This is a genomic window from Flavobacterium sp. T50_26, assembly GCF_057652995.1.
The window spans coordinates 72,456-96,204 of record NZ_JBYFCC010000003.1; the positions used below are offsets into that span (position 1 = coordinate 72,456).

General features: G+C 33.1%; 23 protein-coding genes. 7 read left to right on the forward strand and 16 right to left on the reverse strand.

The window, feature by feature from the left end:
- The first annotated feature begins 122 nt into the window (after positions 1 to 122).
- On the forward strand, positions 123 to 833 hold the full coding sequence (locus AC23MC_RS02525; RefSeq protein ID WP_487566859.1) for a hypothetical protein: 711 nt from the start codon (positions 123 to 125) through the stop codon (positions 831 to 833).
- Here the strand turns inward: AC23MC_RS02525 and AC23MC_RS02530 are convergent.
- The 10 genes from AC23MC_RS02530 to nhaD all read right to left on the reverse strand — a co-directional run bounded on the left by AC23MC_RS02530 (position 805) and on the right by nhaD (position 9,569).
- Positions 805 to 1,872, reverse strand: coding sequence for a porin (locus tag AC23MC_RS02530; RefSeq protein WP_487566860.1), 1,068 nt, complete (start codon positions 1,870 to 1,872; stop codon positions 805 to 807). The two genes, AC23MC_RS02525 and AC23MC_RS02530, sit on opposite strands and share 29 nt — an antisense overlap.
- Positions 1,850 to 3,202, reverse strand: coding sequence for a TrkH family potassium uptake protein (locus AC23MC_RS02535; RefSeq protein WP_487566861.1), 1,353 nt, complete (start codon positions 3,200 to 3,202; stop codon positions 1,850 to 1,852). The genes AC23MC_RS02530 and AC23MC_RS02535 overlap by 23 nt, the downstream gene beginning before the upstream one ends.
- 17 nt (positions 3,203 to 3,219) lie before the next feature.
- The gene (locus tag AC23MC_RS02540; protein ID WP_487566862.1) at positions 3,220 to 3,480 is read right to left on the reverse strand and encodes a hypothetical protein; all 261 of its coding nucleotides are present in this window, start codon (positions 3,478 to 3,480) and stop codon (positions 3,220 to 3,222) included.
- Positions 3,481 to 3,488: 8 nt separating this feature from the next.
- On the reverse strand, positions 3,489 to 4,172 hold the full coding sequence (locus AC23MC_RS02545; RefSeq protein ID WP_487566863.1) for a response regulator transcription factor: 684 nt from the start codon (positions 4,170 to 4,172) through the stop codon (positions 3,489 to 3,491).
- Positions 4,159 to 5,244 (reverse strand): sensor histidine kinase, encoded by a 1,086-nt coding sequence (locus AC23MC_RS02550; RefSeq protein ID WP_487566864.1) that lies wholly within the window; start codon positions 5,242 to 5,244, stop codon positions 4,159 to 4,161. Before AC23MC_RS02550 ends, AC23MC_RS02545 begins: the two co-directional genes overlap by 14 nt.
- 91 nt (positions 5,245 to 5,335) lie before the next feature.
- On the reverse strand, positions 5,336 to 5,527 hold the full coding sequence (locus tag AC23MC_RS02555) for a hypothetical protein (protein WP_487570623.1): 192 nt from the start codon (positions 5,525 to 5,527) through the stop codon (positions 5,336 to 5,338).
- Positions 5,528 to 5,717: 190 nt separating this feature from the next.
- Positions 5,718 to 7,103 (reverse strand): radical SAM protein, encoded by a 1,386-nt coding sequence (locus tag AC23MC_RS02560; RefSeq protein ID WP_487566865.1) that lies wholly within the window; start codon positions 7,101 to 7,103, stop codon positions 5,718 to 5,720.
- Positions 7,100 to 7,837, reverse strand: coding sequence for a prolipoprotein diacylglyceryl transferase (locus AC23MC_RS02565; protein ID WP_487566866.1), 738 nt, complete (start codon positions 7,835 to 7,837; stop codon positions 7,100 to 7,102). The genes AC23MC_RS02560 and AC23MC_RS02565 overlap by 4 nt, the downstream gene beginning before the upstream one ends.
- Before the next feature lie 2 nt (positions 7,838 to 7,839).
- A complete protein-coding gene (locus AC23MC_RS02570; protein WP_487566867.1) occupies positions 7,840 to 8,271 on the reverse strand; it encodes a nuclear transport factor 2 family protein in 432 nt (143 codons plus the stop codon).
- A gap of 11 nt (positions 8,272 to 8,282) precedes the next feature.
- Positions 8,283 to 9,569: a sodium:proton antiporter NhaD gene (gene nhaD / locus AC23MC_RS02575; protein WP_487566868.1), complete on the reverse strand. Its 1,287-nt coding sequence runs from the start codon at positions 9,567 to 9,569 to the stop codon at positions 8,283 to 8,285.
- A gap of 130 nt (positions 9,570 to 9,699) precedes the next feature.
- Here nhaD and panB point away from each other — a divergent pair, with 130 nt between their 5' ends.
- The 5 genes from panB to AC23MC_RS02600 all read left to right on the forward strand — a co-directional run bounded on the left by panB (position 9,700) and on the right by AC23MC_RS02600 (position 14,903).
- Positions 9,700 to 10,518 carry a 3-methyl-2-oxobutanoate hydroxymethyltransferase gene (panB, locus tag AC23MC_RS02580; RefSeq protein ID WP_487566869.1) on the forward strand — a complete coding sequence of 273 codons (819 nt, stop codon included), beginning with the start codon at positions 9,700 to 9,702 and terminating at the stop codon, positions 10,516 to 10,518.
- 39 nt (positions 10,519 to 10,557) lie between these two features.
- Positions 10,558 to 11,259, forward strand: coding sequence for an RluA family pseudouridine synthase (locus tag AC23MC_RS02585; protein WP_487566870.1), 702 nt, complete (start codon positions 10,558 to 10,560; stop codon positions 11,257 to 11,259).
- 126 nt (positions 11,260 to 11,385) lie between these two features.
- Positions 11,386 to 12,732 carry a hypothetical protein gene (locus tag AC23MC_RS02590; protein ID WP_487566871.1) on the forward strand — a complete coding sequence of 449 codons (1,347 nt, stop codon included), beginning with the start codon at positions 11,386 to 11,388 and terminating at the stop codon, positions 12,730 to 12,732.
- Between the two features lie 42 nt (positions 12,733 to 12,774).
- Complete coding sequence (locus AC23MC_RS02595) at positions 12,775 to 14,103, forward strand: aldehyde dehydrogenase (protein ID WP_487566872.1); 1,329 nt, start codon at positions 12,775 to 12,777, stop codon at positions 14,101 to 14,103.
- Between the two features lie 11 nt (positions 14,104 to 14,114).
- Positions 14,115 to 14,903 carry a hypothetical protein gene (locus AC23MC_RS02600; RefSeq protein WP_487566873.1) on the forward strand — a complete coding sequence of 263 codons (789 nt, stop codon included), beginning with the start codon at positions 14,115 to 14,117 and terminating at the stop codon, positions 14,901 to 14,903.
- A 74-nt stretch (positions 14,904 to 14,977) separates the two neighbouring features.
- Here AC23MC_RS02600 and AC23MC_RS02605 read toward each other — a convergent pair whose 3' ends face one another.
- From AC23MC_RS02605 to pckA, 4 genes are all read right to left on the reverse strand, one after another.
- The gene (locus AC23MC_RS02605; protein WP_487566874.1) at positions 14,978 to 16,072 is read right to left on the reverse strand and encodes an endonuclease; all 1,095 of its coding nucleotides are present in this window, start codon (positions 16,070 to 16,072) and stop codon (positions 14,978 to 14,980) included.
- 31 nt (positions 16,073 to 16,103) lie between these two features.
- On the reverse strand, positions 16,104 to 17,159 hold the full coding sequence (locus tag AC23MC_RS02610) for an endonuclease (RefSeq protein ID WP_487566875.1): 1,056 nt from the start codon (positions 17,157 to 17,159) through the stop codon (positions 16,104 to 16,106).
- Between the two features lie 5 nt (positions 17,160 to 17,164).
- Positions 17,165 to 18,379 (reverse strand): RsmB/NOP family class I SAM-dependent RNA methyltransferase, encoded by a 1,215-nt coding sequence (locus AC23MC_RS02615; protein ID WP_487566876.1) that lies wholly within the window; start codon positions 18,377 to 18,379, stop codon positions 17,165 to 17,167.
- Between the two features lie 130 nt (positions 18,380 to 18,509).
- Entirely contained in the window at positions 18,510 to 20,129 is a 1,620-nt protein-coding gene (gene pckA, locus AC23MC_RS02620) for a phosphoenolpyruvate carboxykinase (ATP) (RefSeq protein ID WP_487566877.1), read from the reverse strand.
- A gap of 268 nt (positions 20,130 to 20,397) precedes the next feature.
- Here pckA and lpdA point away from each other — a divergent pair, with 268 nt between their 5' ends.
- Complete coding sequence (gene lpdA / locus AC23MC_RS02625) at positions 20,398 to 21,801, forward strand: dihydrolipoyl dehydrogenase (RefSeq protein ID WP_487566878.1); 1,404 nt, start codon at positions 20,398 to 20,400, stop codon at positions 21,799 to 21,801.
- A 53-nt stretch (positions 21,802 to 21,854) separates the two neighbouring features.
- On the opposite strand, the gene AC23MC_RS02630 is transcribed toward lpdA, so the two are convergent.
- Together AC23MC_RS02630 and AC23MC_RS02635 are read right to left on the reverse strand one after the other, a co-directional pair.
- On the reverse strand, positions 21,855 to 22,286 hold the full coding sequence (locus AC23MC_RS02630; protein ID WP_487566879.1) for a hypothetical protein: 432 nt from the start codon (positions 22,284 to 22,286) through the stop codon (positions 21,855 to 21,857).
- Positions 22,286 to 23,665 (reverse strand): MATE family efflux transporter, encoded by a 1,380-nt coding sequence (locus AC23MC_RS02635; protein WP_487566880.1) that lies wholly within the window; start codon positions 23,663 to 23,665, stop codon positions 22,286 to 22,288. Before AC23MC_RS02635 ends, AC23MC_RS02630 begins: the two co-directional genes overlap by 1 nt.
- Positions 23,666 to 23,749 lie beyond the last annotated feature (84 nt).

The following is a 23,749-nucleotide window of genomic DNA, read 5'->3' on the forward strand; positions in this document are numbered from 1 at the left end:
CATACTTCTTTTCTATTTTCCTCTAAATGATTAAAATTGACAAAATAATATTTAAGGGTAGAATCATTGTTTTTTATGGTTCAATATTATTTTTCATTTTTGGATTCATTTTACTTTACAAAATGGAAATTAACGTAATAATATCAATTTCAGTCTCTGCTATTTCAGCATTTTTTTATTATCTATTATCTTCTTCTTATTGGTTTATATCAAATATTCAAAAAGCAAACAACGGACATGAATTAATAGAACAAGCACTATTTTATGGAATAATAACCCTAAACAAAAAGGATGAAGAACCAAATCTACTTTTCATAACAAATGAATATAGAATTAAATGGGATGATGTAAAACTATTATTAAAAAATCAAAATAAGAGTTATTATTTAGATTTACCAATTAATCAAAAAATCACTATATCTGCAAGTTTAAAAAACTTCAACCTATTATCCTTAATTTTTTTATTAGTTTCTTCGGTTGAGATTATTTATGGAATATATGAAAATAATATTTTATGGATTTTTTTTGGTTTAATAATCATGGGATTCGGTATATTCTTTTCCAATCTAAAAAAAGATAAAAATATTAAAATAGTATTGGACGAAGACGGAATCAAAATTGATGATTCTCCAAAGATGTTTTGGAATAAAATTAAAAACGAAAAGATTAAATTCTTGTCAAATGGAGAGTTTCTTTACTTTGATTATGAAAATCGCACTATTTATATAAAACTTCAGATTTATGAAGAAAGACCTTTTGAAATATTTAATCAATTTAGATATTTCAAATACAGAAGTGAATCAATTAAAACTCAAAACTCATACTTGTCGTAATAAAGAAATTATCTTCTACCAGTTGATTATCTTTGATAAAAACAGCTTCTTGCGACTTTAACCAACGAGCTTCCATTCGAATTTTTACATATTTAGTTGGTAAAAAATCTACATTGAGCGAATTTCCAAATGTTTTGAAACCTAAATCATTTACATTAATTATCACATTATTTTCATCTTGATAATATTCTGTTCGAAAAGCAGTTTGCCATTTAGAATTGAAAGAAAACTGAGCGATAAAAACCGGACTGAACCAATTTTCATAAGTATCGCCTACAGTTGATTTCTGCATTCCAACATCAAAACCGGCAATGGTTCGCCAACTTTCATTCCATTGATAATCAAAATATAAATTACTGAAATAACGTGTTCTTAGACCAAATTCAGTTGGTTCGTCTCCTATAAAAGTGCTCCAATTTAATGTTGCATTTTCGGTTGGTTTAAATGTAATTTGCGAACCAAATGCCGGAAGAGCTGATTTGTCAGGTTTGGAAATTCGTTGCCAACCATTGGTTAAAAGTGTGGCAAAAGTCCATTTATCATTTGGTTGAAATTGGTATTTTATACCTGTCATAAAATAAGGTGAATTTTCAGCTAACATCGATCGAGTCAATGTCAAATTGGAAGATGAAGAAGCCGTTTCAAAACCGATATAACTTGGCATAATTCCCATTTCGATGGCGTGTTTTCTTTTATCATCTAAATAAACTCCAACAATGGCTTCGCTGATCAATTTTATATCTTCGGCAGCATAATTATCTTCAACGTATGTGCCGGCGTGAAGAGCGAAAGAAGCATAGACATTTTCATAACTTGCTCTCACTCGCAATAAAGCATTATTGATATTAAATTCGTTATGTCGATTGTAATTGTATAGAAAAGGAATCTTCTTGTTTTCTGATGGTTGATTAAAATCATACGCATAATAACTTTCTATAAATCCTGAAAAATCAATTTTCAACGAGTCGATTGTTTGTGCTTTTCCTGACAAGGAAAAAATCAATAGTAACGATAAACTAAACTGCCAAATCTTCTTCATTTTTATGTGCTTTTTGTTGTTTTTTTGCTAAAAGTGCTAATCCAAATGTGAGAACGCCAAGTCGTCCAATAAATATAATGCCTACAATTACAATTTTTCCAAAATCGGATAAATTTCCGGTAATTCCCATACTCAAACCAACTGTTCCCATCGCCGATAATGTTTCAAATAGTATTTTCTCAAAGGTAAAGTTTTCTGAAAAAGTGAGTAAAAATGTACTCAGAAATAAAATGCTTGTATAAAAAATAAACGTTGAAATGGCAATATCCAACCTGTCTTTTGGAATAATACGATGCATAAATGTCACTTTAGAATTATTCTGTAATTTGCTTTTTATGAGGGAAATCAAAGCCGTTAAGGTCGTTATTTTCATACCTCCTGCAGTACTTGAAGGTGAAGCTCCCACATACATTAAAAAGAAAGTGACTAAAAGAATCGGCAATGATAAATTTCCAACCACCACCGTATTAAAACCAACTGTTGTAATGGATGTCATCGCTTGAAAAAATGCCAATTGAAGTCGTTCACCAAAACTAAAATTCTTTAAAAGAGGTTCATAAATGAAAATAATGGCTGTGGCGATAAAAAGTAAAGTGAAAAATCCTCCGGAAATCATTTTTGAAGTAAACGAAATTGTCTTTGTTCTTTTTCTGAAATAATTCCAAATATCGGTAACCACAATGAATCCCAATGCTCCCGAAATGGATAAAATTATGATTATCCAATTGATAAAATCGTGGGTTGCAAAACTTTCGAAACTATTGTTATACAAACCAAAACCGGCTGTACAAAAAGCGGAAACACTATGAAAAATACTGCTCCAAATGGCAAATCCGGTTTCTACATTTTCCATCTTAAAAGCGATAAAAAATAGTATTGCTCCAATGGTTTCCATCACTAAAGTGAAAACAATGACTGATTTTAAAAAATCTTGAATTTTGAATTCTCTTGGCATTATGAATTCGGTTTTCATTAATTTTTCGTGCCAATGCGTTAAGCTTTTTGTTGTAGATAATAGAAAATAGGTAGTCAATGTCATATAACCTATCCCTCCTATTTGAATTAAAATTAAGATGATTAATTGTCCAAAAAGCGTGTAATTGTCAAATGTACTCACCGTCACCAAACCCGTAGTTGAAAGTGCGGAAGTTGACGTAAATAAAGTGTCGAGAAATCCCGTTGAAATTTTTTGTGAAAACGGAAGAGAAAGTAAAATCCAACCTAACACCATATAGGTAAAAAATCCAAAAAATAAACTTTGTTGCGGATTTAACTTCAGATGAAATTTTAAATATTCTCTTCGAATCGATTGTATGATATTTTTAGGCATTTTTAGTAATTTTTAAATTATTCTTTACATTTAAATTGATAATAGTTTTTGATGAAGTGTGCCGCATAAACTAATCCGAATTTTTCTGCGATTAAAACCATATCATCCAATTGATTTTCAAGTAAATCGAATCGTTGCGGACATTGATTTATCTTTATAAATTCCCTTAACCAATAGTCTGCATTTTGTTGGTTGTGATGCGTTTTAAAGTTCCATTTTTTTGAAAAGGAATCCTCTTCGCTTGGCACTTTGTGAGTGTTGCTATCTGAATTTTCCATGATTTTTTTTACTTTAAAATGAACCGATAACCGATGCCGCTTTCGGTTACAATTAACTCAGGATGATTGGGATCTTCCTCAATTTTTTTTCTAATTTGGGCAACAAAAACTCGCAAATACTGGGTTTGTCCGCTGTAACTGTTTCCCCAAATTTCTTTTAAAAGATAGTGATGCGTGAGCACTTTACCTTCATTTTTGGCTAAGATGGCTAAAAGGTTAAATTCGGTTTGGGTTAGTTTTATTTCTTCACCATTTTTTTTCACAACTCTAGAAACCAAGTCGATGGAAAAATGATTGTTTTCGATAATTGATTGATTAAATTCTTCTGTTTTATTCCGCAAATGCGAACGAACTCTGGCCAAAAGTTCTTGTGTTCTAAAAGGTTTAATCAAATAATCATTGGCTCCATTATCTAATGCTTTTACAATTTCATTTTCATCACTTTTTACAGATAAAATCATAATTGGATGTGAAAACCATTCTCTCAGTTGTTTCAAAACCAATTGTCCGTTAATATCCGGCAAACCTAAATCCAGCATAATCAAATCGGGATTTTTTGAGGCTACTAAACGAACGCCATCCAAACCGTTTTCGGCAAGAATTACTTCATACTCTTCGGAAACTAAAGTAATCTCCAGCAACTTTCTGATTTGGATTTCATCATCAATGACTAAAATTTTAAACTTGCTCATTTTCAATATCATTTAGATAAGACACTTCTGTTCGAATTTGTATGGTAAATTTTGCACCTTTTTCAGGACGGTTTTCAAGAGCAATAATTCCGTTTTGTGCTTCAACAAATCCTTTTACTATAGACAAACCTAATCCGGAACCCCCTGGTTTACTGTTTTTTAATCGATAAAATTTATCAAATACAAAGTCAATTTCATCCTCCGGAAATCCTCTTCCTTCATCAATTAATACAAAAATTAAAATCGATTCTTTTTCTAAAATTTCAATTTTGATGGTTGAATTCTCAGGAGTATAACTCACTGCGTTATATAATAAATTAAATAAAACTTGCTCAGTTAATCCAAAATCCAATTTAAACAGCGGTAAATTTTCCGAAAAAGCAACGTCAATATTATGAAGTGTTCCCTTTTGCTTGACTTGTTTTACAACTTCATAAACCAATTCTGTTACATCAACCCAATCATAATTTGCTTTAATAACGCCGGATTCTAATCGGGACATATTTAACAAATTTTCAACCTGATTGTTCAATCGTAAAGAAGCAATCTGGATTTCATTAACCAATCTTTCTTTTTGCTCATCAGTCAATTTAATGTCTTGATTTTGAAGTGTATCGGTTGTTCCAATTATAGCTGAAATAGGCGTTCGCAATTCATGTGACAAACTATCCAAAAGTGTATTGTATAATTTGACAGATTTTAATTTCGCCTCTTTTTCGTTTGCAATTTGCTGAAATTGTTTGATTTTAAAGGTCAAAACTGCATTGATCATCGCCACAATAAAATACATTGAAAATAAAAGTAAATCTTCCGTATTATTAATCCGAAAAGTAAAATAAGGCTCAATAAAAAAATAATTCCAGATCAATGCACTCAAAACGGCTGCGATTAAAGTTGGAATAATATCTAAAATCATAGCTAACAAAGAAACCCAAACTAAAAGTATAAATGCAACAACTTTATATCCGATAATATCTTTAAAAAAGAAACAGACAAGAGCAACGAAAATAATTGAAAGTATACTTAAAGCATACTGTTTCAAACGTGGAATATGGAGTAAAAGCGTAGTCAATTTTTCTATTTATTTCTCGTAGCAAAGATACGATAGGGTTTATAAATAGAATATAAATTATTGAAGGAGAAGTATAAAGATTTTATAAAGATTAATGCAAATTCAGTTTAAAATAAGCTGCACAAGTTCCAAACCCGATAATAAAAGTGATAATTGAGATTGCAATCATTTTTAAACCTAACTTTCGTTTTGATTCAAAAAACAATAATATAAAACCAATCACAAAACTGATTAAACTCAGTATTACTACTATCATTCCAAAACCAACAAAAAATTCATCCATACTTTTATATTCTAGTTATAAATCATAGCGAAACATGAGCCAAATCCAATAATAAGACCAATAATTCCATAAAATATCAATTTTAATCCACTCTCTTTTTTATCATCCGTTGCAATATATTGAATGAATCCTATAAGAATCAAAAAGGCAGAGATCACTATTAATAAGGATAGAATTGGAAATATCATTTTTATGTTAATTGTTTTCTAATTTCATCAATCTTATTATCTCTGTAAAAAATATTCATTGTTTCAAACGGAATCATCTTCATTTTATCACTCACAATATGTACGCATGATTTTTTGACAGCTCGAACATCAAAATCATACGGATCCATAAAATTCATTATCAGTACTCGGAATAAGTTACTATAACTTAAATTATCCGATTGAACTCTTGGCAAACAACACATTAATTCGCCAAACGTTTCTTCGGCACAATCTACTGAAATTCCCGTGCTGAAAAGATTCAACATGTGGGATTTTAATTTTTCATCGTGTTCAAAAACAATCGTGTTCTTTGAATTATTCAGCAAGTCTTCAGGATTAATTAAATGAGTCATCGGAAAAACTTCTCCATCTACTTTTAGAGCATAAGCCATACAAAGAGCATCCGGATTACAAGGAACAGGAATTAAATCTTGTGGAGTAAAAAGCGGATATTGCTCATAAATTTTTCTTCTCACTTCAGTTAGCGTTATTCTTCCTTCCCCATCGTTATAATTTTGATTTCTTCCCGCTACTTGCGTGGGTTGAAAAGTAACTCCTCGAACACATTTTTGTTGTAACGCATAGTCTAAAATTTGACCAATCTCATCATCATTTACCCCTTTTTGCAGGGTGATAACCAACGTTGTTGATACATTATATTTGTTTAAATATTCTATTGCTTTTTTACGGGTTTCGGTTAAATCTTCGCCTCGTAATTTTTCTAAAACTTCCGGTTTAAAACTGTCAAACTGAAGGTAAAGCTCAAAATCCGGCATGTATTCGGCTAACTTCTGTACAAATTTTTCATCTTTAGCAATTCGAATTCCATTGGTATTGACCATCAAATGTTTGATTGGTTTTGTTTTAGCAATATCTAAAATTTTAAAAAAATCAGGATGCACAGTAGGTTCTCCTCCTGAAATTTGAACTACATCGGGTTCACCTTCGTTAGCAACGATTACATCAAACATTTTTTCAATTTCTTCTAAGGTACGATGACGACCGAAATTTGGTCCTGAACTGGCATAACATGTCGGACAAGTTAAGTTGCATCGATCCGTCACTTCAACAATAGATAAACACGAATGTTGCTCATGATCGGTGCATAAGCCACAATCGTATGGACAACCATAATGCACTTTTGTGTTGAATTTCAAAGGCATTTCGGATTGTTTATTGTAATTTCGAATTTGCTTGTAATACTCCACATCATCCGCAATCATTACTTTTGAATCGCCATGTGTTCGACAATGCTTTAGCATAAAAACCTGATTATCTTGAAATACAATTTTAGCATCAATCGTATGCAAACATTCCGGACACAAACTTTTGGTGTAATCGTAATAAATGTAATCTCTGGTTTTCATGTTTTAAATTTCTTGGCAATTCGAATTAAAAAAGGAACATAATACACAAATATAAATAAAGCTGACCAATGAATACTACTCAAACCCGAAAACAATGGTTCAAACGGTTTCAAAAACTCAATGCCAAAACGATACAAAAAATAGAGCACCATAAAAAGTTTAAATCGGTCTCCGTTAAGTAAATCAACTTTTTTTATTTTCCAAAAAAGGAATAAAAGAAATAACATAAATAACATTTCATACAAGGCAGTAGGATGTCTTTTTAGTCCGTCTCCCAAATCCATTCCCATAAAAAAAGTGGTTTCAATACCATGCGTTGGTTCTGAAATTCCGGCAAAAAAACAACCAATTCTTCCAATAAAAACAGCAACGACAATCGGAATAACATACAAATCGCCTGACGATGATTTTTCGCCGATTATTTTTTTGATAAGTTCAACGCCAAATAATCCTCCAAAAAAACCACCAGCTACGGTTTTATTTTGGTAAAAAGTGAGCCATGTCATTTCATAAAGTTGCGAAGGAGTTTCCAAAGCGGCTAAAATTCTTGAACCCAATAAAGCTCCAATCATGGCTCCTACTAAAATCCAAAGGCGATTGAGATTTGAAATTGGATCAACTGTTCGTTTTTTTAAATAATAATATAATCGAACCCCCACAAAAAAAGCTAATACTTCAAAAAAGTAATGAACAGGTTCAACGGATTCAAATCCAAAAGTCACCGGAAATTTCATTGTTATTTCCGCCTCGTATCCAAAATATAAACCACTTTCCAACCGTCATTTTCTTTATATAATTGAAAAGAATTCACTCCGGAATGGCTCAGTTTATCATTCACATAAAATTCGTACGGTGTCCAAACGTGAGCCATTGAACCATCAATTTGAACTTTGAAGCTTAGAATTTTCTCTTCAAATTTCATAGATAACGGAATTGTAGCAATGGATTTATAAAAATCCGATGCTTTTTGAATTGAAAATTTAGGTCCTTTTTCCGATTCGGAAATAGAATGTAAGACTAAATTTTGGGAACAAACCTTTTTTAAAGCTATGGAATCTCTTTGGTGAAAAGCGTTAAAAAATTTTCCGATTGCCATTTGAATTTCGCTTTCTTGAGCAAAAGAAAATTGAAAAAATAGTACTAAAATGAGAAGTAAAACTTTTTTCATAAATCAACATTTTAATGAGTTAGTAAGTTTAAAATCAAATAGGTTACTATTCCTGCAGCATAACCGGCAATAGCTAAAGGTGCGATTTTTTTTAGATACCACATAAATGTCATTTTTTCCTTTTCCATCACAGCAATTCCTGCAGCAGAACCAATTATCAACATACTTCCACCTGTACCGGCACAAAGAGCAATAAATTCCCACAATGGATTATCCATCGGATAATCTGTGAGTGAAAACATTCCTTGTGTAGCAGCCACTAAACTTCCATTATCAACAATAGACGATAAAACGCCTATGGCAATAACCATAACGTTATTATTAGGTAAACTTTCCTGTAAAAAAACGGATAACTGACTCAAAATTTGAACTTCTTGCAAAACATAAACTAACAATAAAATCCCCATGAAATAAAGTATGGAGCTCACATCTACTTTTGACAACGCATATGCAACCGAATATTTTTCTTTTACCTCCTGTGGCTTGTTGCGATGATAGACTATTGAAACTAATGAAACAAAAGCTAAAGCAATTAAAACCCCAATAAACGGTGGCAATCCTGTAATTGATTTGATTACCGGAACCATTACCAAACCAAAAACGCCGGCTAAAAACACACTTAAACTACCTCGGATTTTTTCTTCTTTAATCACTTCAGCCATAGAGAGTTGAACCCGAAGCATTGTAAAACCTTTCATTCTGTAACTAGCAATTATTAAAGGAATCAAAATGCACATTAAAGATGGAAGAAAAAGTACTTTTACAATTCCAAAAGCACTAACTTGCCCACCTATCCAAAGTAAAGTTGTAGTAATATCTCCAATTGGACTAAAAGCTCCACCAGCATTGGCAGCAATGACTACAATTCCGGCTAAAATCATTCTCGTTTCACTTTTGGGCATGAGTTTTCGCAATAGCGTAATCATGATAATTGCAGTAGCTAAATTGTCTAATAAAGCTGACATAAAAAATGTAATTCCACCCACAATCCACAATAATTTCAGTACAGATTTAGTTCGAATACGGTTTGTAATAACCGAAAAACCTTTGTGAATATCAATTAATTCAACAATTGTCATTGCACCGAGCAAAAAAATCAACAAGCCTGAAATTTCACCAAAATGTTGAATTAGTTTCTCTGAGACTTCATGTTTATTCCCACTGTAAAGCAAAGCATAAACAATCCAACACAAAGAGCCTGTTAAAATGGATGTTATGGTTTTGTTTATTCGAATTGGCGATTCAAAAACAATGGATAAATAGCCTAAAATTGCAATAGCTAGAAGGATTGAAGTCATTTTTATATGATTATAAAATCTCATGCTAAAGTAATAAGTTTTTAAATCACCTATCATCTTTATCCAAAATATTTTAAGTCACAAACAAACATTCCTTACATTTGTATTTCGTTCCAATAAATTTATAAAAATGTCTACAGCAAAAAAAGATTACAAACGCATCACGACCAAATCACTTTTTGATATGAAAGCCAATGGCGAAAAAATATCTATGCTTACGGCTTATGATTTTACGATGGCAAAAATTGTTGATGCTTCTGGTGTTGATGTTATTTTGGTTGGTGATTCTGCCAGTAATGTAATGGCTGGTCACGAGACAACTTTACCTATCACATTAGATCAAATGATTTATCACGCCAGCAGTGTTGTACGTGCATGTGAAAGAGCTTTGGTTGTGGTTGATTTACCCTTTGGAACCTACCAATCTGATCCAAAAGAGGCGTTGCGTTCTGCCATTCGAATTATGAAAGAAAGTGGCGGACATGCTGTTAAATTAGAAGGCGGAAGCGAAATTAAAGAATCTATCAAAAAAATATTGAATGCCGGAATTCCGGTAATGGGACATTTGGGTTTAACGCCTCAATCCATTTATAAATTTGGTACATACACCGTTCGAGCTAAAGAAGAAGCCGAAGCCGAAAAATTGGTAGAAGATGCCAAATTGTTAGAACGAATTGGTTGTTTTGCATTAGTTTTAGAAAAAATTCCTGCCACATTAGCTAAAAAAGTTGCCGAAAGCATCTCGATTCCGGTGATTGGAATTGGTGCCGGAAATGGTGTTGATGGTCAAGTATTGGTTTTACATGATATGATTGGAATGACGCACGAATTTAGTCCGCGATTCCTTAGAAGATACATGAATTTATATGAAGATATGACCAAAGCAATTGGACAATATGTATCAGATGTAAAGGCTATAGATTTTCCTAATGCGAATGAGCAGTATTAATGTAACAATACTTCGGTGTGTCAATGAGTCAATTTGAAGATGAAAATAGTTACTACAAAAGATAATTTACAAATTCTTCATGAAGATAATCATCTGATTGTGGTGAATAAACGTGTGGGTGATATTGCTCAAGGTGATAATTCCGGTGATAAACCCCTACCCGATATCGTCAAAGAATATCTAAAACAAAAATACAACAAACCCGGCGAAGTTTTTCTAGGCGTTGTCCATCGGCTTGACCGACCTACAACAGGAATTGTTGTTTTTGCCAAAACCAGCAAAGCATTAACTCGAATGAATGATTTATTCAGTTCGCGGGAAACTCAAAAAACGTATTGGGCTGTGGTGAAAAACAAACCGCCAAAAGAAGAAGATACGTTGGTTCATTTTATTAAAAGAAATCAGCAAAATAATACTTCCAAAGCACATACAAAAGAAGTTCCCGATAGCAAAAAAGCGAGTTTACATTACAAAATCATAACAGAATTAGACAATTATTTTGCATTAGAAATCGAATTGCACACCGGAAGACATCATCAAATTCGGGCTCAACTACAAGCTATTGGATGTTCTATCAAAGGCGATTTAAAATATGGTTTTGATCGCAGTAATCCGGATGGTGGCATTCATCTTCATGCCCGAAAATTATCGTTTATTCATCCTGTTTCAAAAGAACAAATTAGTATTATTGCTCCTGTTCCTCAAGATGTCATTTGGAAATCAATTGAAACTAAACAATAATTTTTTTGTTTAAAGTAGGGGAATTCCTTTTTCAGTTGTTTCTGTACTGAGTAAAAATACCTATTTATGGGTAGTTACTATTCAATAAAGAATTACCATCTTTGAAATCAACTAAATATAATCAAAATGAAAAAATTAATTGTTCCCGTTTTTATGCTTTTCAGTATTTGCTTATTTGCCCAAGAACATTTTTCCGGAATAGGAACTTCCAAGCGAATTGGTATTCTTAATGCAAATTTTAATCCTGCTGAATTAGCTAATCTTAGCTCAAAAATGGAAGTAAATCTTTTTGCCACAAGCATAAATATTTCCAACAACAAAATCGGCGTTAGCGATATTACCGGTGATGATGAATTTGAAGATCTAATTTTTCAAGGAGATGAACCTGTTAATTTGCGGTTTGATGTTGAAGTTGCCGGTCCGGGATTCGCTTTTAAACATAAAAATTGGGGTTTCGCCATCACATCAAAAGTGTACGGAAAATTAAATTTAGTAGATATTGATGCAAATATTGGTGATGCAATTGCCAACAACGGATTGAACTCTTTGCTAGATTTCACTACGTTGAACGGAAATTACAATCAACGTTTAGTAGGAACAACGTATGGCGAGATTGGATTTTCTACCGCAAGAAGTTTATGGGAGACAGAAAAATACAAATTAAATGGTGGTGCCACTTTTAAATTATTATTTCCTGCTTCGTATGCCAATTTTGGTGCCGATCAATTTGAAGGAACTATCAATAATGTTGGCGGAAATTCATTTTTAACCAATGCCAATGCGTCAATCAACGTGGCTTATTCAGGAAGTTTAGGAAGTAGTTTTTCTGATTTTGATAGTTATTCTGATTCTGTTTTTGGAAGTTTAAATGGATTTGCTGTTGATTTTGGTGGAACGTTTACTATTAAAGATGATAAAGACGGTTATAAATTCAATTCAGGAATTTCAATCCGAAATATTGGTGGAATGACTTTTAAAGATGAAAATAATTCCTCAACAAACTATAATTTGGTTATTGAAGGAAACGAAAGTTTAGATTTATCACAATTTGAAGATGTGAACAGTTTGCAAGAAGTGGAACAAATTTTAGTTGATAGCGGATTCTTAACTTCAACTTCTTCCTCAAAAGATTTTAAAGTCAAATTGCCAAGTGTTTTGAATGCTTACGCCGATTTACAAGTGATTCCAACCTTATATGTTTCGGTATTTTTACAACAAAAATTAACGGACGATGCGAAAAATGACCAAATTACAGCACAAAATGTAGTAACGTTGACACCTCGATTTTCATTGAAAAATTTCGAAGTGTTTGCACCATTATCGCAAACAGAAATCGCAGGTTTTAATGCCGGAATTGGTTTTAGATTATATGGATTCTTCATAGGGTCGGGTTCTGCTTTTACCGCTTTGATTAACGATAGCAAACAAGCCGATTTTTATTTCGGATATCGATTTGGATTAGGGAAAAGTTAATTTTTCTCATTATATTTGAATTCATTCCCAAACCAATTTGAAATGAGTTCGATTTCAACTGTTGCTAAACGAAAAAGTTTGCTCAAAAAACTACTGATTTCCATCAAAAAACATGAATCAGAAGTAATTGAAGCGTTGTATAAAGATTTTAAAAAACCAGCATTTGAAGCGGTTATAACCGAAACTAGCTACGTTATTTCCGATTTAAATAATACGATATCCAACATAAATCGATGGTCAAAACCAAAACGCGTTTGGCCGTCGATTATTAATTTTCCTTCGTCAGACTTTATTTATTCTGAACCATATGGTCGGGTTTTGATTATTTCTCCGTGGAATTATCCTTTTCAATTGGCCATGTGTCCGCTTATTGCTGCCATTGCAGCGGGAAATACCGTTGTTTTAAAACCTTCTGAGCTAACATTTCATACTTCGCAAATCATTACTAAAATTGTGGAAGAAGTGTTTGATGTAAAAGAAGCAGTAGTTGTGCATGGCGGAGCAGAATTCACCCAATCATTACTAGAAAAACGTTGGGATTTTATATTTTTTACCGGAAGTGTTTCTGTGGGAAAAATTGTAGCTCAAGCCGCCGCCAAGCATTTAACTCCGGTGACATTAGAATTAGGCGGAAAAAATCCGTGTATCATTGATGAAGGTGCCGATTTGGAAATTGCCGCAAAACGAATTGTCTGGGGCAAATTCATCAACGCCGGACAAACATGCATTGCCCCTGATTATATTTTGGTTCAGGCAAAAGAAAAATACAATTTTGTTGAATTACTCAAACAAGAAATTACGAAAGCATACGGTGAAAATCCGGAAGAATCATCAGATTTTGCACGTATCATCAACACCAAAAACTGGCAACGATTACAGGCAATGATTGAACCTAAAAAAGTTATTGTTGGCGGAATTTCAAATGAAGAAAGTAGATACATTAGTCCTACCCTACTTGATGAACCCGATTTGAATAGTGAGGTAATGAAAGATGAAATCTTTGGCCCTATTTTACCCATCATTTCCTATCATGATGAAAAAGATTTAGAGCGAATCATTATGAAATATGAAAAACCTTTGTCATTGTATGTTTTCACTGAGAATAAAGATTTTGCCGAAAAAATAATTACAAAGTATTCCTTTGGTGGCGGGTGCGTGAACGATATTATTATTCATTTTTCCAATAAACGATTACCTTTTGGAGGTGTTGGACATAGCGGAATAGGTGCTTATCATGGAAAATTTGGTTTCGATTCTTTTTCACATAAAAAATCAATTGTAAAAAAACCAAACTGGGGCGATAATCCAGTTCGCTACGCACCCTACAAAAACAAATTGAAATACATTAAAAAATTACTATCTTGGCTTTAAACTAACTATTTATGGAAAACAACTACACAAAAAAAATAAACCAAGCTGTTGAAAAAGGCTACCATCTTGATTTTGGTACTGTTATCGAAAAATCATTTGAGAATTATAAAAAAATTGCTTTGATAGGTGGATTAACATTTATAATAATTGCAATTGCTGCATTTGCTTTATTCTTTTCCATTTTTGCTATAGCTTTTGGCATTGGAGATATAACAGAAAAATTGACCAGCTTTAATCCGATGGATTATTCTGTGGTTGAAATTTTTATTTACTTTTTACTGATGGTTCTATTTGCAGGTTTAACTGCTCCTATCGGTGCAGGTTTTTTAAAGATGGCTCATCTAGCAGAAATTGACAAACCTTTTTCTGTTGGAACTGCTTTTGATTACTATAAGACTAAACATTTTAAAGAATTATTTATTTCTGCTTCATTGCTGGGAATAATCAATTTTGCAGTTGTTACAGGATTTGAAATTCTGGAACTTGCAATCATTGGAAATATAATTTCGTATATCATTGCATTTTTCACACTGCTCACGGTTCCGTTGATTATTTTTGCCAATCAAAAGGCCTTAGATGCAATTAGTAGCAGCATAAAATTAGTAATAAAGCAACCAATCATCTTATTAGGATTAGCAATTGTCAGCATATTTTTTTTGCTACTAGGTTTTATCGCATTTTGCATTGGTATCTTTTTTACAATTCCTTTTTGGTCATCTTTCAATTATACCGCATACAATTCAATAATACCAATTGAAAATACCAGTGAAATAGAAGATATTGGAAAAATAGAAGAATAAAATTTTTCAAATAAAACATAAAAAAAAACTCCAAATTACGTTGGAGTTTTTATTTTTTTTACAAATCCTATTAATTAATTTACAATAACTTTTTTGGTAACTGATTGATTATCTGAAGTTATCTTTAAGAAATAAAATCCAGAGGATAAATTTTCTATCGTATAAGTATTATTTTGATGTGCTGGTTTTTGAATTTGTTGCATTAACTGACCATTTATTGAAATCAATTGAATTTCATCAACAATTACATCGGATTCAATATGAATTCGGTTAATGTTTGACGGATTCGGATATACAGAAACTGTAGCCAAAACATCGGGATTTGTTACAGATAATACTTGACCCCAAACCATTTGAACATACTCAGGATGATCGATATACGGATTTCTATTACCTTGATAAATATAGGCTTTGTCATTTCTATTAATTTCAAAATCACTCACAGGATCAAGAATATGCCAAGCGTATAAAGTATCTAAAAATGGTAATTTAAATACTTGATTTTCTGTTCCATTAAACATTGGAAAAGAATAGCCATCTACTTGATTTTCGTACCGAGTTGCAAAATAGAAAAGAATTCTGGCAATATCTCCTTTAAATTCATCAATTGGTTCAAAGGCTTTACCTGAATAGCCGGTTACCGAAATATCACCAACTTTTGAACCATTTGTAGAGGTCCACGTTGGATTTGAAACGTTTGCAAAAGGAAAATTACTTCTTCTATTGTTCACGTAACCGTCTGTTGGAGTTAATTGATGAATATCACCAACCATTGGCATTTGAGAATTGTAAGTACTTTGAGGAACCATGTGCTCACCATTATAACAGTCTGATTCTCCTTGATAGTTTCCACATTTATCATCTGCATAATAGCTATAATTATATGCATCTGTTGCAGTTGGTTTTTCTGAATACATATCTAAAATTGATCCATCATTTTCATAATAATTATCAACATCAGTAGCTTTAAAACCTTTTATATCGGTAAAAAGATTGTTGTATGATTTTCCAACATGACCATTAGTTATGATGGTTTTTAATTTGGTTTTTAAAGCATATCCGGTAAAACCAATAGCACTATTATAATATCCAGTTGGGATTGATTCTGTTGCATTTTGAGAAAAAAGTAGTGATGAAAATAAATACACTACAACTAAAATATTTTTCATTATTTTAAAAGTAAAAATTTAATAAATGGGTTTAATTAACGATAACTTTTTTAGTAACCAATTGATTATCTGAAACAATTCTAAGAAAATAAAATCCAGACGGCAAATTCTCTATAGTATAAGTACTGTTATGCTTTACCGGTTTTTGAATAGATTGAACTAGTTGTCCGTTCATGTTTATTAAATGAATTTCTTCAACTTCCAATTCAGAATCGATATTTATTTTTCTATCATTTGTTGGGTTTGGATAAATACTAAACTCATAAGCAGTTACAGTTTGCGTTGATAAAGTTCCCCACGTATCTTCAGCTGCAACTCCACCCCAAATTTTAGTTGCCAAATAAGGATTATCTATAAAAGGATTTCTATTTCCTTGACCATATTGATTATTTGAATTTGACAAATAGGTATTACGAGTAATTTCATATTGCGAAACAGGATCTTCTGCATTCCAGTTTAAAAACAAATCAATCATAGCATCTGGTGTATTGGCTGAACTTCCAACACCAATATTTGTTGGTAAACATTGCGTGCCATATCGAACATACATATACATGATAATTCGGGCAACATCACCTTTCCATTCATCTCCCGGATACCAATTTGAACCCACAGTACCGGAGTTTCCGGAACCTGCAGCAAATTTTTTATTGCCTCGTGATCCATTTCTCTGCACATCTGAAGCTCGCAACATGTGAGCATCTGCACCAGGACCAGATTGTCCTAAATCTGGCGTTCCAACAGATTGTGCATAAACATGCTCACGGTTCCATTGTCCGTTACTTCCTCCGTTATCATTTCTATCTCTGCTTCGGTCATTTGTAACATCACCATCTGAACCATTTTCCCAACCATAAATTAGCAATACATTATTGGAATTTTCAGGATCACGATCAACAATTTTTAAAGCGTTCCAAATTCCAGGTGTGTAAGACAATTCGTTTACATGAGTATTAGTAATCAATTGAGTTAGCTGTGCTTTTAGAGCGGTTCCATTTAAATCAAAGTTGATGCTATTGTAATAAGCTTGCTGCGAAAAAGCAATAGAAACAACAAATAATAATAAAAAAGAGTAGATTTTTTTCATAATAATTATAATTTTCGTTCTAATAAGGCCATATAAAACCCATCAAAACCAGATTCTGAGGCTAGAATTTTTTTATCTTGTACAAAGGTAAAGTTTTTTCCGTTTTCTGTTGTTAAAAAATGTTTTACTTGTTCTTGATTTTCAGAAGGTAAGATGGAACAAGTAGCATAAACTAACTTTCCTCCTGGTTTTACAATTCTGGAATAATTTTCTAAAACTTCGGCTTGTACTTTGCGGATATTGTCAATAAATTCGGGTTGTAATTTCCATTTGCTATCCGGATTTCTTTTTAAAACACCTAAACCACTGCAAGGAGCATCAATTAAAACGCGATCTGCTTTGTCGTATAATTTTTTGATGACTTTCGTAGAATCAATAATGCGATATTCGATATTGAAAGCACCATTTCGTTTGGCACGAAGTTTCAATTGCTTTAATTTACTTTCATATAAATCCATTGCAATCAACAAACCTTTGTTTTCCATTAAGGAAGCCATGTGCAATGTTTTTCCACCCGCACCTGCACACGTATCAACCACTTTCATTCCGGGCTTTACATCTAAAAACGCGGCAACTAACTGTGAATTGGCATCTTGCACTTCAAAAAAACCATCTTTAAATGCATCGGTTAAAAAAACATTTGCTCTTTCTTTTAAAACCAAAGCATCCGGTTGATTATCTAAATATTCCGTTTCGATGTTTAAATCCATCAAAATGGCACGCAATTTTTGTTTGGTGGTTTTTAATGTATTTACCCTCAAAATGACCTGAGCTTGTTGGTTTTGAGCTGCAATTTCTTTAGACCAAAGTTCTTCGCCTAATTCTTTTACACCCAATTCATCCATCCAATCGGGAATAGATTCACGGTATTTTCTGATTTTGGATAATTCGTCAAAACGACCTTTGATTTTGCGTTGTGGTGTTCCTTCCAATTGTCTCCAATCCGGAATTGTATAACCACGAAGAACTGCCCACGCAGCAAACATTCGCCATAAATCATCACGATCGTATGGTTCTTTTACTTCGGCAATTTCGGCGTATAAACGCTTCCATCTCACAATTTCGTAGATGGTTTCTGCAACAAACTTTCTGTCGGAACTTCCCCAACGTTTGTCCTTTTTTAAAGCTCTTGCCACCACTTTGTCGGCATATTCGCCTTCGTTAAAAATGGCATTCAACGAATCGATGGTGGTATAAACTAAATTTCTATGTAATCTCATTTCAATAAAATAGCCTGCAAAGGTAGTATTAATTATCAGTTACTTGGAAAATTATCGTTAAAAAATTCAAAACCCAACAGAAAAAAAATCCGTCGGGTTTTGAGAAAAACAAGCGTACTTATGGTTAGAGTTATGCTAACACATTTTCTAAAGTAGGACCGGCATAAACTAGTTTTTTACCTTCCTCTGTGTTAGTATATTGTTCAAAGTTCTTAATGTATCGAGCCGCTAAATCTTTGGCTTTCGCTTCCCATTCTTCTTCAGATTTGTAAGTATTTCTAGGGTCTAAAATACCTTTGTCAACATTCGGCAATTCAACCGGAACAGTTAAATTTAAGAACGGAATGTGTTTGGTTTCCATTTGATCAATTTCTCCACTAATGATTGCATCAATAATAGCACGGGTATTTTTCAAAGAAATTCGTTTTCCGGTTCCGTTCCAACCAGTGTTAACCAAGTAGGCTTTTGCTCCGTGTTCTTTCATTTTTCCAATTAATGTTTTAGAATACATGGTTGGATGTAAGGTTAAAAACGCTTCACCAAATGCAGGAGAAAATGAGGGTTGTGGTTCTGTAATTCCTCTTTCTGTTCCGGCTAATTTTGATGTGTAACCGCACAAGAAGTGGTATTGAGCTTGGTTGTCGTCTAAGATAGAAACCGGAGGCAACACCCCAAATGCATCGGCAGACAAGTAAATAATTTTCTTAGCATGACCGGCTTTGGAAGGAAGAACGATTTTGTTGATATGATAAATTGGATAAGAAACTCTAGAATTTTCGGTAATGGAATGATCGTAATAATCTACTTCGCCGTATTCATTCACCACCACATTTTCTAACAATGCATCTCGTTTGATTGCTCTCCAAATATCTGGTTCGTTATCTTCGCTCAAATCGATTACTTTGGCATAACATCCTCCTTCATAGTTAAATACACCATTATTATCCCAACCGTGTTCATCATCACCAATTAAATAACGTTTCGGATCGGCAGACAAAGTGGTTTTTCCTGTTCCTGATAAACCAAAGAAAACTGCAACATCACCATCTTCACCCACATTGGCAGAACAATGCATAGATGCCATTCCTTTTAATGGAAGATAATAGTTCATCATGGCAAACATTCCTTTTTTCATTTCGCCACCGTACCAAGTTCCGCCAATAATTTGAATTTTTTCTGTTAAGTTGAACACCACAAAGTTTTCTGAGTTTAATCCTTGCTCTTTCCAGTTTGGATTTGTCGTTTTTGAACCATTCATTACAATAAAATCCGGTTCGCCAAAATTTTCTAATTCATAAATGGATGGTCTAATAAACATGTTGGTTACAAAATGAGCTTGCCACGCTACTTCCATTACAAAACGAACTTTTAATCTAGTGTCGGGATTTGTTCCGCAAAAAGCATCCACAACATATAATTTTTTGGAAGTAGAAAGTTGTTTTAAAACTTGTAATTTCAAATCTTTCCAAATTTCTTTTGTGGTAGGAAAGTTTACTTTATCATCCCAATAAATAGTATCTTTAGTAATATCATCTTTTACGATATATCTGTCTTTTGGAGAACGTCCGGTAAAAACACCGGTTTTCACAGCAACTGCTCCCGTATCTGTTAAAGCACCTTTTTCATATCCTTTTCGCATGTGAGAAGTTTCGGCTTGAAACAATTCTTCATAAGATGGATTATAAACCACTTCATGATAACCCGTGATGCCTAAATCGTGTAGTTCCTGAATGACTTTAATGTTTTTCATAATTATTGAAATTTAAGATTGTATTTTTCTTTATTCTATGTATCAAATTTCCGATTTATCACAGTAAATAAACCTGATAAATATCACGTTTTCAATAAATCTACGAAAACGTTTTCTTTGTTAATTATTGATTTTCAAAGCATTGACAAGTTGTTGATACATGTATAATAAATTAGCTAAAGTTTAATAAGTTAATGCATTAAAGTCCTCTAAAACTTTCGTAATTTTGCAATCGTTTAACTGATTTTCAACTACTAAATAAAAATATATGAGTCAATTTGATGTGGCCATTATCGGTTCAGGACCAGGCGGATATGTTGCAGCCATCCGTTGTGCACAATTAGGATTTAAAACTGCAATTATCGAAAAATACTCGGTTTTAGGCGGAACTTGTCTAAATGTCGGCTGTATTCCTTCTAAAGCTTTGCTTTCTTCTTCTCATCATTACCACGATGCAGTAGCTCATTTTGAAGAGCACGGTATCGAGGTTGGAAAAGTGAAACTAAATCTTGAAAAAATGATTGGTCGAAAACAAGCTGTGGTTGATCAAACTACTGGTGGAATCAAGTTTTTGATGGATAAAAATAAAATCACGGTTTTTGAAGGAATTGGTTCATTTGAAGATGCGACACACGTGAAAGTGACCAAAAATGACGGTTCTACTGAAACTATTGAAGCAAAATATTCAATTATTGCAACGGGTTCTAAACCATCAAATTTGCCATTTATAACGTTAGATAAAGAACGTGTAATCACTTCTACAGAAGCTTTGAAATTAAAAGAAGTTCCTAAACATTTAGTCATTATTGGTGGTGGTGTAATTGGAATTGAATTAGGTCAAGTGTACCTTCGTTTAGGAGCACAAGTTTCTGTGGTGGAATTTATGGATAGAATTATTCCCGGAATGGATGCTTCGTTATCGAAAGAATTGACCAAAGTTTTGAAAAAACAAGGAATGAAATTCTATACTTCACACAAAGTTAAATCGGTAAACAAAAAAGGGAAAACCGTTACTGTTGAAGCGGAAACACCAAAAGGAGAAATTTTATCTTTAGAAGGTGATTATTGCTTAGTTTCTGTGGGAAGAAGACCTTATACCGATGGTTTGAATGCCGACAAAGCAGGTGTAAAAGTTACTGATAGAGGTCAGATTGAAGTAAACGATCATTTACAAACATCAACCTCAAATATTTATGCTATTGGCGATGTAGTTCGTGGAGCAATGTTAGCTCATAAAGCCGAAGAAGAAGGTGTGATGGTTGCCGAAATTTTAGCCGGACAAAAACCGCACATCGATTATAATTTGATTCCGGGTGTAGTTTATACTTGGCCGGAAGTTGCCGCTGTTGGAAAAACAGAAGAGCAATTAAAAGAAGAAGGTGTTGCTTTCAAATCAGGAAGTTTCCCATTTAAAGCATTAGGAAGAGCAAGAGCGGGTGGCGACACAGACGGATTTGTAAAAATCTTAGCCGACGCCAAAACGGATGAAGTTTTAGGTGTTCACATGATTGGTCCACGTTGTGCTGATTTAATTGCTGAAGCCGTTACCGCTATGGAATTTAGAGCCAGTGCCGAAGATATTTCTAGAATGAGTCATGCACATCCAACTTTTGCAGAGGCGGTTAAAGAAGCGGCTTTGGTGGCTACGGATAATAGAGCTTTGCATGTGTAAATCAAAATACAAAATACAAAAAAACCAACTTTCTCAAGTTGGTTTTTTTATGCTTAAAACTTCCAATCAAATTCATCCTGATTTTTAATAATCGCTCCAATTTCAACTTTGATCACTTCATCAAATTCAGTTTGTAGAATCGTCCAATAATCTTCGTTGAATAAATTTGAGAAAGAATCAAATGATTCCACTTCAAATGATTTTAATCCTTTTTTGGATAAAAATTCTTTAGACTCATTTGCATTTTTACCGATGATTTTTTCATCAAATAAAACCGCATTTGTATTTGAAATGATAATGTAACCTAACTTAAAATCTTCTTCTGCATAAAAAGTTAAACGAGCTTTCAAAGCATTATACATCAAAACCATATTATTTTCTTCATCAATAAAAGAATGATTTGCTTTGCCGTAAATGGCTTCTACATCTTTTTGTTTCATTCCAAAAAGAAGTTTATCATATCCGAATTTTGGTTTAATTTCCATTATAAATTTTGTTGATTAATTAATTTTTTTGTCAGTAAGTTAAATCGATAAAACAAGAAAAGTGCAGCTACGGTCAATCCGGCCAGCAAACCAATCCAGATACCAATTGCTTTAAGTTCGGTGTACAATCCTAAATAAATTGAAATCGGAAAACCAATAATCCAATAAGCCACAAAAGTAATATACATTGGGATTTTTACATCTTGCAATCCACGTAAAGCTCCTAAAACTACCACTTGCAATCCATCTGAAATTTGAAATAAAGCCGCCACCAACAATAAATTGGATGCGATAGCAACGACTTCTAAATTATCTTTCAAATAAACAGCTTGTTCCAAATCAAGAAATGGCAATGGTAAAACTTTATGAAAAACAACAAAAATTAATGCAAATAATATCTCCAAAATAGTCGCCAATAAAAAGATAGAAATCGCAACTATTCTCAACTTCGTATAATCTTGCAATCCTTTTTGATTTCCCACTCGAATCATCGCCGTCACACTCAATCCCATTGCAAACATAAAGGTTAACGAGGCCAAACTCAACGCAATTTGATTAGCAGCCTGACTCGTTGTGCCGATCATTCCACTAAGCCAAATTGCTCCGGTGAACAACGCCACTTCAAAAAACATCTGCATCGCTGAAGGAGTTCCTAAATTGACAATTTTTTTAATCATCGATTTCGAAATTTCATCCCAACTGAATTTTTCAAAATAGGGATGAAATTTTGGTTTTTTCACCATCATATAATGCATAAAAGCCAGCATTACAATTCGCGAGGTTATCGTTCCGATGGCTGCTCCTACTATTCCCATTTCTGGGAAAATCCATATACCAAAAATCAGAAAATAATTGATGATTACGTTCACAATATTACCAATAATGGTTGCCCACATCGAATATTTTGTTTCACTTTTTCCATCAGCAAACTGCTTGTAAGCCTGAAACATAATTAACGGAATGAGCGAAAACGCCACAATATCTAAATACGGTTTTGCTAAATTCACCACCTCTTCCGGCTGTCCCATAAAACTAATTACCGGTTTGGCAAAAAAGATGAGAAGAAACAAAATCACACCCAATAAGGTGCACAAAAACAAACCGTTGTGAAAAGCACTTCTCCCCTTTTCAATCGAATTTTCTCCATCTGCTTCGGCTACAATGGGCGTAATGGCGGTAGAAAAACCAATTCCCAACGACATCGCAATAAAAATAAAACTATTTCCCAACGAAACAGCTGCCAATTCTTTTGGTCCAAGTTGACCAACCATCGCATTATCCACAATACCAACGACCGTGTGACCCAACATTCCAATGATGATGGGATAAGCCAATCGCATATTGTAGTTGAATTCTTTGGTATATGTTTGAAGATTCATAATTCTTAATTTCGACGGCAAAAGTACATCATTTAGACAGATAAAATGAAAAGAAAAAGTTAAGGACAGCAACATCTTTGGCTT

Coding starts and splice junctions, on each gene's coding strand:
- AC23MC_RS02525 (WP_487566859.1), top strand. CDS start 123: ATGGAAATTAACGTAATAATATCAATTTCAGTCTCTGCTATTTCAGCA.
- AC23MC_RS02530 (WP_487566860.1), bottom strand. CDS start 1,872: ATGAAGAAGATTTGGCAGTTTAGTTTATCGTTACTATTGATTTTTTCC.
- AC23MC_RS02535 (WP_487566861.1), bottom strand. CDS start 3,202: ATGCCTAAAAATATCATACAATCGATTCGAAGAGAATATTTAAAATTT.
- AC23MC_RS02540 (WP_487566862.1), bottom strand. CDS start 3,480: ATGGAAAATTCAGATAGCAACACTCACAAAGTGCCAAGCGAAGAGGAT.
- AC23MC_RS02545 (WP_487566863.1), bottom strand. CDS start 4,172: ATGAGCAAGTTTAAAATTTTAGTCATTGATGATGAAATCCAAATCAGA.
- AC23MC_RS02555 (WP_487570623.1), bottom strand. CDS start 5,527: ATGGATGAATTTTTTGTTGGTTTTGGAATGATAGTAGTAATACTGAGT.
- AC23MC_RS02560 (WP_487566865.1), bottom strand. CDS start 7,103: ATGAAAACCAGAGATTACATTTATTACGATTACACCAAAAGTTTGTGT.
- AC23MC_RS02565 (WP_487566866.1), bottom strand. CDS start 7,837: ATGAAATTTCCGGTGACTTTTGGATTTGAATCCGTTGAACCTGTTCAT.
- AC23MC_RS02570 (WP_487566867.1), bottom strand. CDS start 8,271: ATGAAAAAAGTTTTACTTCTCATTTTAGTACTATTTTTTCAATTTTCT.
- nhaD (WP_487566868.1), bottom strand. CDS start 9,569: ATGACTTCAATCCTTCTAGCTATTGCAATTTTAGGCTATTTATCCATT.
- panB (WP_487566869.1), top strand. CDS start 9,700: ATGTCTACAGCAAAAAAAGATTACAAACGCATCACGACCAAATCACTT.
- AC23MC_RS02585 (WP_487566870.1), top strand. CDS start 10,558: ATGAAAATAGTTACTACAAAAGATAATTTACAAATTCTTCATGAAGAT.
- AC23MC_RS02590 (WP_487566871.1), top strand. CDS start 11,386: ATGAAAAAATTAATTGTTCCCGTTTTTATGCTTTTCAGTATTTGCTTA.
- AC23MC_RS02595 (WP_487566872.1), top strand. CDS start 12,775: ATGAGTTCGATTTCAACTGTTGCTAAACGAAAAAGTTTGCTCAAAAAA.
- AC23MC_RS02600 (WP_487566873.1), top strand. CDS start 14,115: ATGGAAAACAACTACACAAAAAAAATAAACCAAGCTGTTGAAAAAGGC.
- AC23MC_RS02605 (WP_487566874.1), bottom strand. CDS start 16,072: ATGAAAAATATTTTAGTTGTAGTGTATTTATTTTCATCACTACTTTTT.
- AC23MC_RS02610 (WP_487566875.1), bottom strand. CDS start 17,159: ATGAAAAAAATCTACTCTTTTTTATTATTATTTGTTGTTTCTATTGCT.
- AC23MC_RS02615 (WP_487566876.1), bottom strand. CDS start 18,379: ATGAGATTACATAGAAATTTAGTTTATACCACCATCGATTCGTTGAAT.
- pckA (WP_487566877.1), bottom strand. CDS start 20,129: ATGAAAAACATTAAAGTCATTCAGGAACTACACGATTTAGGCATCACG.
- lpdA (WP_487566878.1), top strand. CDS start 20,398: ATGAGTCAATTTGATGTGGCCATTATCGGTTCAGGACCAGGCGGATAT.
- AC23MC_RS02630 (WP_487566879.1), bottom strand. CDS start 22,286: ATGGAAATTAAACCAAAATTCGGATATGATAAACTTCTTTTTGGAATG.
- AC23MC_RS02635 (WP_487566880.1), bottom strand. CDS start 23,665: ATGAATCTTCAAACATATACCAAAGAATTCAACTACAATATGCGATTG.